Below are 16631 nucleotides of genomic sequence, written 5' to 3' on the forward strand. Positions count from 1 at the left end.
GCTTAAAGCTAATCTGAGCAGGGTTAGCCGGCCCCTAAGACGAGGCGGAAACGCGTAGTCGATGGGAACCACGTTAATATTCGTGGGCTTGGAGGTAGTGACGGATCATTGAGGTAGTCCAATCTTATCGGATTGAACGGGCTGCTGCGTGGTTCCAGGAAATAGCTCCTCCTTATAAACCGTACCCGAAACCGACACTGGTGGTCTGGTAGAGTATACCAAGGCGCTTGAGAGAACTATGCTGAAGGAACTCGGCAAATTGCACGCGTAACTTCGGAAGAAGCGTGACCCTTTTCCACGCAAGTGGAGGAGGGTGGCACAGACCAGGGGGTAGCGACTGTTTATCAAAAACACAGGGCTCTGCGAAGTCGCAAGACGACGTATAGGGTCTGACGCCTGCCCGGTGCTGGAAGGTTAAGAGGAGGGGTGCAAGCTCTGAATCGAAGCCCCAGTAAACGGCGGCCGTAACTATAACGGTCCTAAGGTAGCGAAATTCCTTGTCGGGTAAGTTCCGACCTGCACGAATGGCGTAACGACTTCCCCGCTGTCTCCAGCATAGACTCAGTGAAATTGAATTCCCCGTGAAGATGCGGGGTTCCTGCGGTTAGACGGAAAGACCCCGTGCACCTTTACTATAGCTTTACATTGGCATTCGTAGTGGCATGTGTAGGATAGGTGGTAGGCTTTGAAACCTGGGCGCCAGCTCAGGTGGAGCCACCCTTGAAATACCACCCTTATTACTATGGATGTCTAACCGCGGCCCGTTATCCGGGTCCGGGACAATGTATGGTGGGTAGTTTGACTGGGGCGGTCGCCTCCTAAAGAGTAACGGAGGCGCGCGATGGTGGGCTCAGAACGGTCGGAAATCGTTCGCTGAGTGCAATGGCATAAGCCTGCCTGACTGCGAGACTGACAAGTCGAGCAGAGACGAAAGTCGGTCATAGTGATCCGGTGGTCCCGCGTGGAAGGGCCATCGCTCAACGGATAAAAGGTACGCCGGGGATAACAGGCTGATGACCCCCAAGAGTCCATATCGACGGGGTTGTTTGGCACCTCGATGTCGACTCATCGCATCCTGGGGCTGGAGCAGGTCCCAAGGGTATGGCTGTTCGCCATTTAAAGCGGTACGTGAGTTGGGTTCAGAACGTCGTGAGACAGTTCGGTCCCTATCTGCCGTGGGTGTAGGAATATTGAAAGGATCTGTCCCTAGTACGAGAGGACCGGGATGGACGGATCTCTGGTGGACCTGTTGTGGCGCCAGCCGCATAGCAGGGTAGCTATATCCGGACGGGATAACCGCTGAAGGCATCTAAGCGGGAAACCCACCTTAAAACGAGTATTCCCTGAGAACCGTGGAAGACGACCACGTTGATAGGCCGGGTGTGGAAGAGCGGCAACGCTTGAAGCTTACCGGTACTAATAGTTCGATCGGCTTGATCGTTCTCATTCCTTATGCCCATCGTGTAACACGATGGTCTGACCAGCGCTCACGCATGAGCGGCCCTTACGGGCCTATGCTCCGCGAGGGCGCCGGAAAACCGGCGACGCGCAGTCGCGCTTGCGGGCTTACGCCCGAAAGCCACAAACGTCGCCTTGGCACAAAAAACAGCTTCTCGAACAACGTGCGTTTTGCCGACCTGGTGGTTATGGCGGAGCGGCTGCACCCGATCCCATTCCGAACTCGGCCGTGAAACGCTCCAGCGCTGATGGTACTTCGTCTCAAGACGCGGGAGAGTAGGTCGCTGCCAGGTCTGCTAAACGCACGTTGAACTCACATCCAACCGGATCGAGTGAAATCTTCTCTCTACGAAAATGGCCCGCCAAGGGACCACGGGCCGCGTAAGCGGCCCTTTCATTTGGTGAGCCATATACCTATCTGTAGGCCAGCCTAGTCGTAGGCTTGCGCTTACATCCTAAGCAAGCTCGCTTAGTGGTGACGCGGGGTGGAGCAGCCCGGTAGCTCGTCAGGCTCATAACCTGAAGGTCACAGGTTCAAATCCTGTCCCCGCAACCAAATCACAAAACGGCCCGCCTGGCTCAAACCAGCGGGCCGTTTTTGGTTTTTAGGGCAACGATCGCCGACGACTGCCTCCCGCCCAGCGGTCCGCAAGCAGGCAAAGCCGAGGCGCCCCGATGTAAGTCTCCACTGACATTGCGAGCTGTGTGCCGCGTCACCCCCTGGCCTTGCCGCGTGCTCGCTTTCTCTCGGCGGCGACGAGCAATTCGACGAAGGCGCGCACCTTGGCAGGCCGGAAGCGGGCCGGCGGGAACACCGCGTGGATGCCGCCGGTCGGCAAGGCCCACTGCGCGAATATCCGCACAAGCCGACCCCCGACGATATCCTCATCGACCGCATAGTCGGGAAATATACCCAGACCGATACCTGCAAGCACGCAGGCATAGGCCGCCGGGCTTTTGTCGCAGACGACGACGGGATTGAGTTCGGTCAGCACCGTCTCGCCTTCTCTGGAAAACAGCCATTGGCCGACGCCGCGCAGCTGGGCATTGCCGACCCAGGCCAGCGATCGTGCCTGGTTCGGGTTCGCATCCGCGGGCAGGCTTGCCGCGAAGGCCGGGCTCGCAACGACGATCTGCCTAATCGTGCCCAGTCGCCGCGCCTGGTTGGAGGAATCGGTAAGCCAGCCAACGCGGATGCCGAGATCGATCTGCTCATCGACCAGATTGCTCACCGCGTCGTCGAAGATCGCTTCGACGCGCATTTGCGGATAGGCCTTCAGATATGCCGCCATGACCGGCGCCACCACTCTGGTGCCGTAGTCGAGCGGCGCGGTCAGCTTCAGAGTTCCGCTCGGCTCGACCGCGCCGTGCGAGATCTCGCCATAGGCCGCCTCCGCCTCGCGCAGGATGATCATCGCGCGATCATAAAAGAGGCGACCGTCTTCCGTCGGGGTGACGCGTCGTGTCGTGCGCTGCAGCAGCGTTGCGCCCAGTTCCTCCTCGAGCCTCCCGACCTGATGGCTGACCACGGCCTTGGCGACGCCAAGCCGGTCCGCGGCTGATGTGAACGAGCCGGTTTCCATCACGGTGGTGAAGTAGACGAGCCGATTGAGGTTCAGAAGGTCGGCCATGGCGACTGCTTTTGTCTGATCTGATCGGACAGTTTGTATTATTGGGTGGCATTTATCGCAAGGCCTCCGTCTGCCACATACGGCCAAGACTTTTGGCGGCTCGTCAGCCGACAATCCGTACCGAGGATGGCAGCGATCGTGAGCAATTCAGATGTAACTTACCTTTTCGATCCGCTCTGCGGCTGGTGTTACGGCGCCACGCCGATGCTGGACAGGCTCTTGGCCAGCGGCTCGCGCATCGAGCTGCTGCCGACCGGCCTGTTCTCCGGTGCCGGGGCGCGGCCGATGGATGAAGGCTTTGCCGCCCATGCCTGGGCGAATGACCAGCGCATCGAGCGTCTGACCGGACAGAAGTTCACGCAGGCGTACCGAAACAATGTCCTCAATATTCGTGGCACCTTGCTCGACTCGCATGCCGCCACGCTCGGCATCAGCGCTGCCGGCCTCGAGGACCCCAACCGTCGGCTGAGCGCTCTGAAGGCTATCCAGCGCGCGCGTTATGTCGATGGCCGGGATATCGTGACTGTCGGAGGCGTGGCCGCCGTGCTCGCCGATGCCGGCATGGCCGATGCAGCAGCAATGTTGAAGGCGCCGACCGAAACCTTGCTGACGGCTCACGGCGAGCTGGTTGGTCGAGGCCGCACGCTGTTCCAGCGCCTGCACGCCAATGGCGTGCCTTCCCTCGCAATTATCCGCAACGATGCACCGCGCCTCATCGGCTCGAACGCGCTGTTCGGCAGCTTCGACAATCTCGTCGCCCATATCGCGGCGGCGTGATCCCCCAACTGACCCCAACAAGGACTGGAAAAGGACATGGCAAAAGTCGCTCTCATCGGTGCATCAGGCGCCGTCGGTTCGCGCCTGCTCAAGGAACTCTCCGACCGTGGCCATACTGTCACCGGTATTGCCCGCAACCCCGAAAAGATTGCCGCGCTGCCCGGCGTGACTGCGAGGAAGGGCGATGTCTTCGACAGGCAAGGTCTCGCCGACCTGATCCGTGGCCATGATTTGGTGATCAGCGCAGTGCATTTCCTGGACAGCGATTCCGACACGCTGATTGCCGCAGTGCGCGCTTCCGGCGTGAAGCGCTACCTCATCGTCGGCGGCGCCGGCAGCCTTGAGGTCGCGCCCGGTAAAAGGCTGGTCGACACCCCCGAATTCCCCGCCATCTACAAGGCCGAGGCACAGAAGGGCGCCGACTTCCTCGACAGGCTGAAAGCCGTCGGCGACCTCGATTGGACGTTCCTGTCGCCCTCCGCCATGTTCGTCCCGGGCGAGCGCACCGGCAAATTCCGCCTGGGCAAGGACACGCTACTGGCCTCTGACAAGGGCAGCAGCATCTCTTTCGAGGACTACGCCATCGTCATGGTCGACGAGATCGAGAAGCCTGCCCACATCAGGCAGCGTTTTACCGTCGGCTATTGATCAACCGGCGGCGGCCGTGTCTCGATCGAGGCCGGCCGACGCCAGCCGCATCAGGGCCAGCCGGCATCCCCGCTTCAATCGTTCGAATCAAGGCAGCCCAGCCGGGTCTTGCGAGACTCCTTCCCCACCAGCGTCGGCATGGATAATACTGTCGGCTTCGCGGAGGGCAGATCATGGAACAGAGCCGGCTGTCGAAGAAGGAGCGGCATGAGCTCATCCTGTCGGAAGTGCGCCGCTCGGCCTCGATCCGTGTTTCCAGGCTCGCTTTGCGCCTGGGTGTCGCCGGCGAAACGATCCGGCGCGACCTTATCGAGCTTGGCGATGCGGGGTTGCTCAACCGAACCTATGGCGGCGCGACGATCTCGCTGGTGACATCCGAGCCGGTGATCGCCGAGCGTAGCCAGACCATGATCGAGGAGCGGGCGCAGATCGGGCGCGGCGCGGCCGGACTGGTCGAGAAAGGCCAGATCGTGATGATCGATGGCGGCTCGACGACCTATGAGGTGGCGCGCAGTCTCTCGCAGCTGAAGCGGGAGCTGACCATCATCACCAACTCTATCGGCGTGGCCTCGGTGGCCGGCGCCAATCCGAGCTTTCGGGTTATCCTGTGCCCCGGCACCTATGACAGCCGAGAAGCCAGCGTGGTCGGTGAGGATACGGTGGAATTCGTCAGGCGCTACAATGCCGACATTGCCATCATCGGAGCGTCGAGCCTGTCCGCGGACGGACCCAGCGACATGATCTCGGGAGCGGCGGCGGTCAAGCGGGCCATGATCGCTCGCGCGCTGTCCACAGCGCTTGTGGTGACCAACGACAAGTTCGGCCGCAACAGCCTCGAACGGATCTGCACGCTCAGCGCGCTTTCCGACATCGTCACGGATCGTGCACCGCAACCGGCACTACGCGCGGTCATCGAAGCGGCCGGAACGGAACTTCACGTCTGTAGCGGCGACTGAACGGGTCTTCCGACTGTCTATGCGCCGCCGGCCATCGTCGCCCGCAACCAGGCCGTGATGGCATCGAAGTCGATGAGCTTCGTCGTGTCGACGTCGAAGAGCGGCCCGCGCCGCAGCGGTTCGGCGCGCTTGGCGAGCTCGATCAGTTCGGGAACATAGGCGGCACCGGGATGGCCGGCGGGGCGCTGGTCGAGGCGGGCGCTATAGCGCTCGGCAAGGACCTCGCCGGGCGCGTGGCACCAGATTTCGAAAGTCTGCTCGACGCCGGCCTTTCGCAGATGATCCTCGAGGACCTCGCGCGGCTGGAAGCCGAACCAGGCATCGACGATGAAGGTGGTGCCGGCAGGCGCTTCGCCGACCACCGACCAGATCGCCTGGTAGCTGGCGCGGCCGAGCGTGCGGTTGAACAGGCGGTCGCCGCCACCGAGCACTTCGAGAAAAGGGTTTTTGATCGTGTCGAGCGCCAGCAGCGGCCAGCCCATGCGATCAGCGATACCGCGCGAGACGCTGCTCTTGCCGCTGGCGGGGATGCCGTTGACGAGCACAGCGCGCCGCGAGCGGCTGGGCTGGGTCGAGGGCGACGTGTGCAACTCCCCCGCCAGCGCCTGGAGGCCGGCGCCGATCACCCCGGCGTCGTCGCCGAGTTGTGCCGGTTCGACCTGGCATTGATACCAGGGCGCCAGAGCCGGCGCGCGGCCGAGTGCTGCGTGGGCCGCCCGGCCAAGCCCGCCGCCAAGCAGCACCAGGTCGGGAGCGAGCATGGCAACGGCGGTGTCGATGGCGGCCCGCAGCGGTTTCACCCAGGCGTCCAGTATGCCGCGCGCCTGGATATCGCCGGCCGTATCGCGGGCAAAGAGTTGATCGACTGAAATGTCGGCGCCGAGGCCGGCGCGCGCAATGTGACGGCCGAGCGCGGTGCCCGAACTGGTGGTTTCGACGCAGCCGCGCCGGCCGCAGGCGCAGACCTCGCCATTGACGTCGACGGTGATGTGGCCGAGCTGACCCGCCGTTGCCGAACCTCGCGTAATCCGCCGATCCTGGGCGACGGCGCCGCCAATGCCGGTGCCGATGGTGAACATGACGATGTTGCCGCCGCCGCGCCCGGCGCCGAGCGCCATCTCGGCGGCCAGCGCCATGTTGCAGTCATTGTCGATGACGACAGGCTTGCCTGTCATGTCTTGCAGGCGCTGGGCGAGCGCAACCGAGGCGAGGTTGACATAGCCGCCAGACAACACCGCGCCGCGCCGCGCATCGACGCGGCCCGGCACGCCGACACCGATGGCCTTCACATCCGGCGTGTCGAGAAGGCGCACCATGTCGGCGATGCGGCCGAGCACCAGCTCCGGGTCGGGCGCGCTCTTTTCGGAAACACGCTTGAGGATTTCACCGGTACCGGAAATGCGGGCGGCACGCAGATTGGTGCCGCCGATATCTATTCCTATGCTCTGAGGCATGGCGTCCCGCATCTGTTTTCGCGCAATTCCGGACGCAAAGCCGCTTCACACTTTCGCCGGAACAGCTCTCGTCCAACGCAGCTGTCAGGCAGCGGCTTTCTGCCGGTAGTGCCCGATCACGGCCTGGATTTCACGCAATCGCGGCACTGCGATGGTCTTAAGCCTTTCGCGCTGGATGTCACGGTCGAGCGAGATGCAATCCTTCCACAGCGAGCGGCCGGCGATGACGCCCGAGGCGCCATTCTGCATGGCGATCTCGACCTGGCCGAGAAAGGTCGCGTGGTTGACGCCGGCCGAAAGCACCGCCCAGGGCACGTCGCCGGCCATTTTGGTGATGTTGGCGCAGGCTTGCGGCGTCCCGGGGTAGGGAAGCTTCAGCACCTTGGCGCCACACTCCAGCGAAATCCTGGTGCCTTCCTCGACAAGCCATGGCGTGTTGGCCGCATAGTCCTCGGGGCTTTCCCCGTCGAGCTGGTAGGTCAGGAACTCGACGACCAGCAGCAGGTCTTCCTGCCCGAAATCGGCGATGCACTGGCGCAGGATGGCGATGTTGTGCTCATTCGCCTCAGGCTTGTCGGCCCGCAGATACACCATGATCTTGCCGCCTGTGCCGCCGAGTGCGCGGACGCGGCGCGCGTCGATGCCGGGAACCAGGCGCGAAAGGCGGTAGCCTTCGGGAGAGATATCGAAACCGGAAGCGTCGAGGCCGATGAGCAGCGCCGTATCGCGGTTCAGGACGCCTTCGTCGACAATGCGCGGCACCGCGCAGAGCGGGTCGAGCAGCACGCAGGACGCCGCACTGGCGAGGTAGCGCGTGATGTCGGCCTTGGTGTCGCCGAGCATGTCATTGGTGATCTTGGCCTGTTGGTCCGGGTCCGACGCCAGCAGGGTCCGCATGCCGCCGCGCTGGTCGCAGGCGATGGCCACCATGGCCCCGTCCTTGCCACATATCTGCTGATAGCCGCGCAGTTCCGCGGTGGTCATCTTGGTCATGGTCTCAATCCGATGTTGGCGCTCTCCAGACGAAGGGCGCGGATCCCGTGGAAACAACGATGTTCAGTTCTGGCCGGCAGTGAGCCGTGACGCGCCATCGCCTTTGAAGAAAGCGCCTCGCCGGGCTCGCGGCCCGCCGCACGTTGCGAGTTGGCTGGATTTGCGCGATAACTCCCGTCGGCCTATGTGTATGTAACACGTTGCTGAAAGGAATTGCAAGCTGTCTTCCCCTCCCATCCAGGATGCGACCGCATCGCGGACGATGCTGCATACGGTGGCCAAGCTGCATTATGTGGAGGAGATGTCGCAGGTCGATATCGCTCGCCGGCTCGGAGTGTCCACCGCGACGATTTCGCGCTTGCTGCAGCGGGCGCGGGCCGAGGGCATTGTCCGCATCGAGGTTCTAGACCTGGCAACGCCGGAGGACATCACCAGGCAACTGATCGATGGCTTGAAATTGCGCGATGCCGCGGTGGTCGAGACGCCGGCGGCGGGCACGCTGGCGGCGCTCGCGGCACCCCTTGGCGGGCTGCTCCGGCAGGCGCAGCTGGTGGCGGGCTCCGTCGTCGCCATCGGCTGGGGGCGCGCCGTGCGCGAGGTCATCCGGGCCGGACTGCCGCGCATGCCCGGCGTGCTGACCGTGGCCGCCACTGGCGGCATGCAGCAGCAGGCGGCGCATTTTCAGGTCAATGAATTCGTGCGGCTCGCCGCCGAGGAGTTCGGCGGCACCCCGCATTTCATCCATGCCCCCTATCTGCCTTCCAGCGAATTGCGAGAGGTCTTCCTGCGCGACACCGCCATCCGCGATGCCGTCGCTTTGTGGGAGAGGACCGATGTCGCGATCGTCGGCATCGGCCTGCCGCATGCCATCAACGCCCCCGAGGCGAGCGCCGCCACGCCGAGCGAGCAGGCGCTGGTTCATGCCGCCGGCGACGTGCTTCGCCATTACTTCGATGCCGAAGGCACGCTGATTGCCTGGGAAGGGGAGAGCCGGATGATCGCCATGTCGCCGGCGCAGTTGCGCGCGGTGCCGCTGGTCATTGGCCTCGCCGCGTCGCCGGAAAAGGCGACGGCGATTATCGCCGCCGTTCGCGCCGGTCTCATCAACACGTTGGTGACCGATACCAAGACGGCGCAGGCCATCCTCGCGGCGTTCGCTTAACGGAATAATCCAGGCAGGACGCCGTCACGAAACCAGTTGTGCCGCCGAAAGCCGCGGGTGATAGTTGACCGGGGCTCTGCGGAGCAGTCGGATGTCGTTCGGTGTGAAAAGCCCGGCACTGCCAACTCGGAAAAACCGAGTTGCAATTTATTTCTGCAAAGTGTTACAAGTTCGAACGCCCGCCGGCAAGGCGAGGCGTGGGACACGGTTTGCCGGACCTCGCGGAGGCTAGGGAACGGGGCTGTGGCCCGGTGCGCCGGCGACTGACCGGCCGACATATCGACTGGAGGGCGCTTGGGAGGAGCTGCCCGCGAAAGGCAAACAGGCGTTCCCGGCCGTCGGCATCCGAACGGATGACGGCCATTCCAATGTCACTTGCAACGGCAGATCTGCCAACAATGAGGAGGATGTCATGAAAAAGATCGTTGCCGCGCTCGCGGCGCTCGCCGTCAGTGCCACGGTGCTGATCGCGCCCGCGCAGGCGCAGGACAAAAAATACACCATTGCGCTCATTCCGGGCCTGACCACGGACGGCTTCTACATCACCATGCGCAAGGGCGCCCAGGCGGCGGCCGACGCGCTTGGCGTCAATCTGGTCTTCCAGGGTGCGCCGGACTTCAACCCCGTCACCCAGGTGCCGGTGCTCGACGCGGTCATCGCCAAGAAGCCGGATGCGATCCTGATCGCGCCGACCGACAAGGTTCAGCTGGTCGAGCCGCTGCGCAAGGCCAATGACGCCGGCGTTCCGGTCATCACCGTCGACACTTTCATCGGCAGCGGCGTCTACCAGACCGGCGCCGGCGATGCCGATTTCCCGCTGTCCTACATCGCGTCGGACAATGTGCTGGGCGGCGAGATCGCGGCGCGGGCTTTGGCCACGTCCATTGGCGACAAGGGCAAGGTCTACGTCTCGAACGTCAAGCCCGGCATCTCGACCACCGACCAGCGTGAAGAAGGCTTCAAGAAGGAGATGGCCAAGCATCCGGGCATCACCGTGCTGGAAACCCAGTTCAATGATGACGACGCCAACAAGGCGGCTTCGCAGTTGCAGGCGGTGTTCGCGCGCAATCCCGACCTGGTCGGCGTCTTCGGCGCCAATCTGTTCTCGGCGCTGGGTGCCGCCAACGGCGTCAAGCAGGCGGGACAGACCGGCACGGTCAAGGTCGTCGCCTTCGATGCGCCGACCAGCATCGTCGACAACATCAACACCGGCCTGGTCGACGTGGCGATCGCCCAACATCCAGCCGAGATCGGCTATTACGGCGTCGTCTCGGCCTATGCCCACCTGACCGGCCATTCGATCCCGGTCACCATCGGCACCGGCTTCACGATCATGGACAAGTCCAACATCGCGGATCCGAACATCTCGAAGTATCTCTACTCCGAGTAAGTCCAGCACAGTCTGGCTCTTCCCGGCCCGCCGGGAGGAGCCTGCACCGGGTCCCTCGCCAATCGAGACCTGTTTGAAGGCGCCGCGGAGTATCCATGACCTCGACATCACCAGCCCAGCCTGCCGAGAAGCATGTCGCCCCTCAGGCCGACCATGGCGATCCGGCCCGAAGCCTGGTCGCACGCATCGCCGAAGCGCGCGCCTGGTTGTTCCTGGCCGGACTGCTCATCTGTTTCGAGGTCTGGTCGCGGCTCGCCTTCGGCGCGACCTTCGTCCTCAACCCGTTCAACCTGCAGTCCATCGCCATCTTCGCCGTGGCGCCGCTGCTGCTGGCGACCGGCCAGACCTTCGTCATCATTTCCGGCGGCATCGATCTGTCGCTCGGCTTCATCATGGGGCTGGCCGCCGTCATCGCCGCGCATGCCACCAATATAGCGGGCGCAGCTATTCCCCTGCCGCTGGCCATGCTGGCCGGCATCCTTGCCTCGGTGATCGTCGCCGGCGTGCCGGGCGTCATCAACGGCCTGCTGATCTCGCGGCTCAAGGTGCCGCCCTTCATCGGCACGCTCGGCATGTTCGGCGTCGCGCGCGGCGCCGCCTTCCTGCTTGCCGGCGGCACCACCGTGCCAGTGCAGAACTCCTGGTTCGCGCTGCTCGGCAACGGCAAGTTCTATGGCATCCCTTATCTGGTGCTGATCACCGCCATCTTCGTCATCGTCATGCACTACCTGCTCAGCCAGACCCGGTTCGGCCAGCACAATTACGCCATCGGCGCCAATGTGCAGGCGGCGCGGCGGGCCGGCATCGACATCAGGGGCCACATATTGCGGCTCTATGTGCTGTCGGCGATGTGCGCCGGCCTTGGCGGCGCGCTCTATGCCGCGCGCTTCACGGCGGGCGCCGCACAGGCCGGCGAACCCCTGCTGCTCGACAGCGTCGCGGCGGTGGTGATCGGCGGCGCCAGCCTGTTCGGCGGCTCCGGCACCATCTTCGGCACCGTCGCCGGGGCGCTGGTGATCGCGGTCATCCAGTACGGGCTGGTCTTCGTCAATGTCGAGCCGTTCTGGCAGTTCATCGCCGTCGGCGTCGTCATCATCATTTCCGTCCTTATCGACCAGGCGCAGCGCCGGTTCAGTGGAGCCCGTCAGGATGAATAGCACCAACCAGAACGCGCCCCTGCTGGAAGTCCGCAACCTGTCGAAGCACTTCGGCGCCGTGCGTGCGCTCAACGACTTCTCCATGGCCGTGCGGCCGGGCGAAGTGGTGGCGCTGGCCGGTGACAACGGTGCCGGCAAGACGACGCTGATCAAGGCGATATCGGGGGTGTTTCAGCCGACGGGTGGCGAGATACTGCTGCGGGGTCAGCCGGTGACGTTCGCGACGCCGCAAGAGGCGCGCGAAAAGGGCATCGAAACGATCTACCAGGATCTGGCGCTCGCCGACAATCTGTCGATCGGCGCCAACATCTTCCTCGGCCGCGAACCGATGCGCAAGGCGTTCGGCTTCCTGCCAGTGCTCGACCGCAAGGCGATGGCCGAAGCGGCCAAGGCAACGATGGGGCGGCTGGATTTCCATGTCAGCCGGCTCGAGGCTCCGGTCAGCAATTTCTCCGGCGGCCAGCGCCAGGCCGTCGCCATTGGCCGCGCCGTCTACTGGGATGCGCAGATCCTGATCATGGACGAACCGACCGCCGCACTTGGCGTGCCGGAGCAGCGCAAGGTGATCTCGCTGATCCACCAGCTCAAGGCGCAAGGACGCGGCGTGATCTTCATCTCGCACAATCTGCAGGACATCTTTGCGGTGTCGGACCGTATCGTCGTGCTGCGGCGCGGCGTCCAGGCCGGCGAGCGCAAGATTTCCGAGACCAACCATGATGAGGTCGTCAAGCTGATGGTCGGCGGTTAGGTGCATTGATATTCAGGTGATGCCGGTCTGCAAACGGTGGTTTCCTGCGCTTCCGGCCTTCGCCGGCCGAAGCACTCGTGAACGGCGTGGCAGGCTAAGGCTACGGCTGGGCGTAGGCCGGTGCTCACCTATCTCAACACACCTTAGAACTGCTTAGCCGGCATCGCGATTGGTCAGCGCGATGTGGCAGCAGCCGGAGCCGTGGCCGGGCGTCCAGGTGAGATTGTCGAAGCGCACGCCGGTCGCCTCGAACAGGCCGCGGTCGAAGGCGCCGGCGATGCGGCAGAGCGTGGCGAGCCTTTCGTCCCCAACGCCAGCCTCGACCCAGGCGTCTTTCAGCGGGCAGCGTTTGACCTTGAAGGCGATGCGGTCATCGCCGCGTTCGACATCGGTCGGATACATCAGGCCGCCATCCGGGCTGACCGCCAGGAAGGCTTCGCCGATGGCGCGTGCATCGTTGGCGCCGAAGCTGGCGAAGGCAGCCGCCGCCACTTCCTTGCCGCGCTGCTCGATAGCGCGGATCATGATCGCCTCCGCCTTGTCAGAACCCAGCTCTCCGGTCAGTTCTTCGAGGAACAGTCGGTAGAGGTCGGCGCGGTTGCGGAAGGCGGAATCGAGTTCACGCGACAGCTTTTCGGCTCTGGCTTCGGGAGCGGTCATGATGCGTCCTGTGTGGTTCCTTTGAGCCTTGGTGCTGCCGCCACCAACGCCTTGCCGATGGCCGATTGCGGGGCGTCGATGACGGCGCGGGCATCGCCGCTCTCGGCGATCCGTCCGGCATCGAGAAGGATGACGCGGTGGGCGACGGCGCGCACGACGCCGAGATCATGGGAAATGAAGAGATAGGCGATCCGTTCCTTCCTTTGCAGGTCCAGCAAAAGGTCGAGGATCTGGCCGCGCACCGAGACGTCGAGTGCCGAGACTGCCTCGTCGAGCACGATCAGCGATGGTCTTGTGGCAATGGCGCGGGCGATGGCGACGCGCTGCCGCTGACCGCCGGAGATTTCGTGGATGGCTCGCGGCGCGAGATCGGCCGCCAGCCCGACACGCTCGAGCAAGGCGGCGATGCGGCGCGGCCGCTCGGTGCGGGAGGCGATGCCGTGGATGCGCAAGGGATCCTCGAGGACACGCGCCACGGTGGCGCGGGGGTTGAAGGCGGCAAGCGGATCCTGGAACACCATTTGCAGACGCGCGCGGCGCGCTCTGAGCGTTGCGCCGCGCAAGGCCAGGAAGTCGTCGCTCTCGAATTCAATGGCGCCGGCGTCCGGCTCGATCAGGCGCAGCACCAGCCGGGCGATCGTCGACTTGCCGCTGCCGGAAGGGCCGGCCAGCGCCAGTGTTTCGCCGGGTTCGATGTGAAAAGAGACGTCGTCGACCGCGATGACGGTCTTGCCGCCGCGACGGTAGCGTTTGGTGAGGCTGGACACGGCGAGCAGGCTCATGCGGACAGCCCGGCTCGGTTCAGCAGCGGTGCGGCGTCGAGGCCGATATGGGCGTCGAGCAAGGTGCGGGTGTAGGCTTGAGTTGGCGCGTCGACAATCCGTGCCGTCGTGCCAAGTTCGACGAGTTGGCCATGGCGGAACACGGCAATGCGCTCGGCGAGTTGGGCCGCCAGCGCAATGTCATGGCTGATGAACAGAAGCGTCATGCCGTCTTCAGCCACCAGATGGCGGATCAAGGCGACGATCTCTGCCTGCACGATGGTGTCGAGCGCGCTGGTCGCCTCGTCGGCGATCAGCAGTTTCGGCCCGGCCGCGATTGCGGCGGCAATCGCCACGCGCTGCTTCTGGCCGCCGGAGAGCTGGTGGGGGAAGGCGTGCAGGGCCGAGTCCGGGTCGGGCAGGCGGACGCGTTCGAGCAGGGTTTTGGCCTTGGCGTATGCCTGGGACCAGGTGAGGCCGAGATGGGTGCGGGCGACTTCGGCGATCTGTTTGCCGATGGTCATCACGGGATCGAGGCTCGCGGACGGATCCTGGAAGACGAAACCGATGTCGCGGCCAAGGAGGGGTGCGCGACCAAGGCCAGGCCATTCAATTCTTCCGCCAACCGCTGATGAAGCCGGCAGCAATCCCGCAATCGCCAGCGCCAGCGTGCTCTTGCCGGAGCCGCTTTCGCCGATGATGGCCAGGCGCTCGCCAGCCACGATGTCGAGGCTGATGTTCTTCAGCGCCGCCACAACGTTGCCGTCGCGGCGATAGGTCACCGTCAGGTCGCGGATCGAAACGAGCGCGCTCACGACAGACCTCTCCTGACCGCTGTCGTCTCGACAATGCCTTCACCGGCGAGATAGACGCCGAGCACTGTCAGCACCAGCGCAATACCTGGGATGATCGACAGGAAGGGCGCGGTGCGCAGCACGGCGCGGCCCTCGGCGATCATCCCGCCCCAGGTGACACGGTTAGGGTCGCCGAGGCCGAGGAAGGATAGCGCCGCCTCGGTGAGGATGGCGGCTGCGACGATCACCGAGGACATTGCCAGCCCTGGCGGCAGGGCGTTGGGCAACACCTCGCGAAAGGCGATTTCGAGCGGATGCATGCCGATGGCACGCGCGCTGGCAACATAGTCGCGTTCGCGAATGGAGAGGACTTCCGCGCGGGCGATACGGGCCGGGCCGGGCCAGGTGCCGAGCGCGATGGCGATCACGACAATGCCGAGCGATGGGCCAACGACGCTGACGAAAGCCAGCGCCAGCAGGAAGCTCGGCACGGTCTGGAAGGCATCGGTGATGCGCATCAGCACCTCGTCGACGACGCCGCCGGCAAAGCCGGCAAGCGTGCCGACCACCGAGCCGATGGCAAGTGCCGCCGCGGCAGCCGCAAGGCCGACAGCGAGCGAGGTGCGGGCGCCGTGAAAGAGTTCGGCCAGCACGTCGCGGCCGAGCCGATCGGTGCCGAGCGGCAGCGACCAGTCCTGGAAGGGCGGCAGCAGCGCCGGGCCGGCGATGGCTTGAGGATCGCCGGGAAACAGCAGCGGTGCGATGAGCGCCATCGCAATCAGTGCGGCCAGCAGGATGGCGCCGGCGACCGCCTCGGGCGTGCGCAGGAAACGGCGGATCGGGCTCATGCGCCGGCCTCGCCGGCGCCGACGCGCGGATCGAGGAAGGCATAGGCGATGTCGACCAGCAGGTTGATGACGACGACCAGGACGGCGCTGGTGAGGATGATGCCGAGCAGCAGGGGTGTGTCGCGCGAAGCCACCGCTTCCTGTGCCAGCCGGCCGAGACCCGGTACGGAAAAGACGCTCTCGATGACGACGCTGCCGCCCAGCATCTGCGCCGACTGCAGGCCGAGCATGGTGATGAGCGGCAGCAGCGCATTGCGGGCGACGTGGGCGAGCACGACGCGGCGGCGCGACAGTCCCCTGGCGCGGGCGGCGAGGACAAAATCCTGCCGCCAGGCTTCGGCCATCCCGGCGCGCATCATGCGCAGATAGAGCGCGAGGTAGATGAAGCCGAGTGCGGCCACCGGCAGGATGAGATGGATGGCGATGTCGGAGGCGCGGTCGAGGCCGGTCTTGTCCGAGGCGACCGTCTCGATGCCGCCGATCGGCAGCCAGCGCAGGTCGACGGCGAAGACGACGATCAGCACCAGGCCGAGCCAGAAACCCGGCACCGCATAGAGCGCCAACGAGCCGATCGACAGGACGCGGTCGCGGGCGCTGCCGGGCCTTGCGCCGGCATAGATGCCCAGCGCAGAGCCCAGCCCGAAGGACAGCGCGGTGGCGCTGACCATCAGCAGCAGTGTGTTGGGCAACCGTTCGAGGATCACGTCGCGGATCGGCCTGGAGAAGGTCACCGACTGGCCGAGATCGAGATGCAGCAGCGCCCAGAGATAATTGGCGAGCCGCGTCAGTTCCGATTGGTCGAGGCCCCAGCGATGGCGCAGCAATTCGATCATGCCGGCGTCGCCGCCGGTCGAGACGATGTAGGCGTCAACGGCATCGCCGGGGGCTGCTTCGAGCAGCAGGAACGTGCCGATGACGACGAGCAGCAGCACGAAGACGCTGCCGACGAGACGGCGGCGGAGAAGGATGAGGGCGCGGGTCACGTTGGCTTACCCTCCCCCTTATGGAGAGGGTCGATCCGCGAAGCGGAGCGGGGTGGGGTCTTCCGGTTCGCGCCAGTACCCCCACCCCGCCGACTGGCTGCCGCTTCGCAGCATCCACTCGTCGACCCTCCCCACAAGGGGGAGGGTAAGGCGGGTGCTTTCCGGCAGGACAAGAGGGAGCGTGAGGGAACTCTCATCGCCGATGATGAGC

15 protein-coding genes, 1 tRNA gene and 2 rRNA genes (1 of these 18 only partly in view) are annotated in these 16631 nt (G+C 64.6%); 10 read left to right on the forward strand and 8 right to left on the reverse strand.

Translation table 11 applies throughout. The features are described 5' to 3' along the window. The 3 genes from CK226_RS17035 to CK226_RS17045 all read left to right on the forward strand — a co-directional run. Nucleotides 1-1441 (forward strand): 23S ribosomal RNA (locus CK226_RS17035); it begins 1359 nt to the left of the window's first position. A gap of 195 nt (nucleotides 1442-1636) precedes the next feature. Further along, nucleotides 1637-1751: ribosomal RNA gene (rrf, locus tag CK226_RS17040) — 5S ribosomal RNA — on the forward strand. Nucleotides 1752-1937: 186 nt separating this feature from the next. Continuing rightward, nucleotides 1938-2014: transfer RNA gene (locus CK226_RS17045), tRNA-Met, on the forward strand. Nucleotides 2015-2171: 157 nt separating this feature from the next. On the opposite strand, the gene CK226_RS17050 is transcribed toward CK226_RS17045, so the two are convergent. Further along, nucleotides 2172-3089 (reverse strand): LysR family transcriptional regulator, encoded by a 918-nt coding sequence (locus CK226_RS17050; protein WP_095772381.1) that lies wholly within the window; start codon nucleotides 3087-3089, stop codon nucleotides 2172-2174. Nucleotides 3090-3227: 138 nt separating this feature from the next. Between CK226_RS17050 and CK226_RS17055 the strand changes: the two genes are divergently transcribed. From CK226_RS17055 to CK226_RS17065, 3 genes are all read left to right on the forward strand, one after another. Then, nucleotides 3228-3866: a DsbA family protein gene (locus CK226_RS17055; protein WP_095792718.1), complete on the forward strand. Its 639-nt coding sequence runs from the start codon at nucleotides 3228-3230 to the stop codon at nucleotides 3864-3866. 36 nt (nucleotides 3867-3902) lie between these two features. Then, the gene (locus tag CK226_RS17060) at nucleotides 3903-4514 is read left to right on the forward strand and encodes an NAD(P)-dependent oxidoreductase (RefSeq protein ID WP_095792542.1); all 612 of its coding nucleotides are present in this window, start codon (nucleotides 3903-3905) and stop codon (nucleotides 4512-4514) included. Nucleotides 4515-4687: 173 nt separating this feature from the next. Next, complete coding sequence (locus CK226_RS17065) at nucleotides 4688-5470, forward strand: DeoR/GlpR family DNA-binding transcription regulator (protein WP_095792543.1); 783 nt, start codon at nucleotides 4688-4690, stop codon at nucleotides 5468-5470. Nucleotides 5471-5487: 17 nt separating this feature from the next. Here CK226_RS17065 and CK226_RS17070 read toward each other — a convergent pair whose 3' ends face one another. Both CK226_RS17070 and CK226_RS17075 read right to left on the reverse strand, forming a co-directional pair. Then, entirely contained in the window at nucleotides 5488-6924 is a 1437-nt protein-coding gene (locus tag CK226_RS17070) for an ROK family protein (protein WP_245437767.1), read from the reverse strand. 84 nt (nucleotides 6925-7008) lie between these two features. Beyond that, on the reverse strand, nucleotides 7009-7917 hold the full coding sequence (locus CK226_RS17075; protein WP_095792545.1) for a tagatose-bisphosphate aldolase: 909 nt from the start codon (nucleotides 7915-7917) through the stop codon (nucleotides 7009-7011). 262 nt (nucleotides 7918-8179) lie between these two features. Between CK226_RS17075 and CK226_RS17080 the strand changes: the two genes are divergently transcribed. The 4 genes from CK226_RS17080 (at nucleotide 8180) to CK226_RS17095 (ending at nucleotide 12374) form a co-directional block, all read left to right on the forward strand. Further along, nucleotides 8180-9079, forward strand: coding sequence for a sugar-binding domain-containing protein (locus CK226_RS17080; RefSeq protein ID WP_095772386.1), 900 nt, complete (start codon nucleotides 8180-8182; stop codon nucleotides 9077-9079). Between the two features lie 412 nt (nucleotides 9080-9491). Further along, nucleotides 9492-10469, forward strand: a complete 978-nt coding sequence (locus CK226_RS17085) for an ABC transporter substrate-binding protein (RefSeq protein WP_095772387.1) — start codon at nucleotides 9492-9494, stop codon at nucleotides 10467-10469. A gap of 95 nt (nucleotides 10470-10564) precedes the next feature. Then, nucleotides 10565-11626: a ribose ABC transporter gene (locus tag CK226_RS17090; protein WP_095792546.1), complete on the forward strand. Its 1062-nt coding sequence runs from the start codon at nucleotides 10565-10567 to the stop codon at nucleotides 11624-11626. Beyond that, nucleotides 11619-12374: an ATP-binding cassette domain-containing protein gene (locus CK226_RS17095; protein WP_095772389.1), complete on the forward strand. Its 756-nt coding sequence runs from the start codon at nucleotides 11619-11621 to the stop codon at nucleotides 12372-12374. The genes CK226_RS17090 and CK226_RS17095 overlap by 8 nt, the downstream gene beginning before the upstream one ends. A 153-nt stretch (nucleotides 12375-12527) precedes the next feature. Here CK226_RS17095 and CK226_RS17100 read toward each other — a convergent pair whose 3' ends face one another. The 5 genes from CK226_RS17100 to CK226_RS17120 are packed head-to-tail and all read right to left on the reverse strand — an operon-like array spanning nucleotide 12528 to nucleotide 16420. Then, the gene (locus CK226_RS17100; RefSeq protein ID WP_095792547.1) at nucleotides 12528-13034 is read right to left on the reverse strand and encodes an L-2-amino-thiazoline-4-carboxylic acid hydrolase; all 507 of its coding nucleotides are present in this window, start codon (nucleotides 13032-13034) and stop codon (nucleotides 12528-12530) included. Continuing rightward, nucleotides 13031-13816, reverse strand: coding sequence for an ATP-binding cassette domain-containing protein (locus CK226_RS17105; RefSeq protein ID WP_095792548.1), 786 nt, complete (start codon nucleotides 13814-13816; stop codon nucleotides 13031-13033). The genes CK226_RS17100 and CK226_RS17105 overlap by 4 nt, the downstream gene beginning before the upstream one ends. Beyond that, nucleotides 13813-14610, reverse strand: a complete 798-nt coding sequence (locus tag CK226_RS17110; protein ID WP_179301073.1) for an ABC transporter ATP-binding protein — start codon at nucleotides 14608-14610, stop codon at nucleotides 13813-13815. The genes CK226_RS17105 and CK226_RS17110 overlap by 4 nt, the downstream gene beginning before the upstream one ends. Beyond that, nucleotides 14607-15437 (reverse strand): ABC transporter permease, encoded by an 831-nt coding sequence (locus CK226_RS17115; protein ID WP_095792549.1) that lies wholly within the window; start codon nucleotides 15435-15437, stop codon nucleotides 14607-14609. The genes CK226_RS17110 and CK226_RS17115 overlap by 4 nt, the downstream gene beginning before the upstream one ends. After that, entirely contained in the window at nucleotides 15434-16420 is a 987-nt protein-coding gene (locus CK226_RS17120; protein WP_095792550.1) for an ABC transporter permease, read from the reverse strand. The genes CK226_RS17115 and CK226_RS17120 overlap by 4 nt, the downstream gene beginning before the upstream one ends. Nucleotides 16421-16631: the final 211 nt, after the last annotated feature.

It is taken from the genome of Mesorhizobium sp. WSM4311 (genome assembly GCF_002295115.1).
GTDB lineage: Bacteria > Pseudomonadota > Alphaproteobacteria > Rhizobiales > Rhizobiaceae > Mesorhizobium.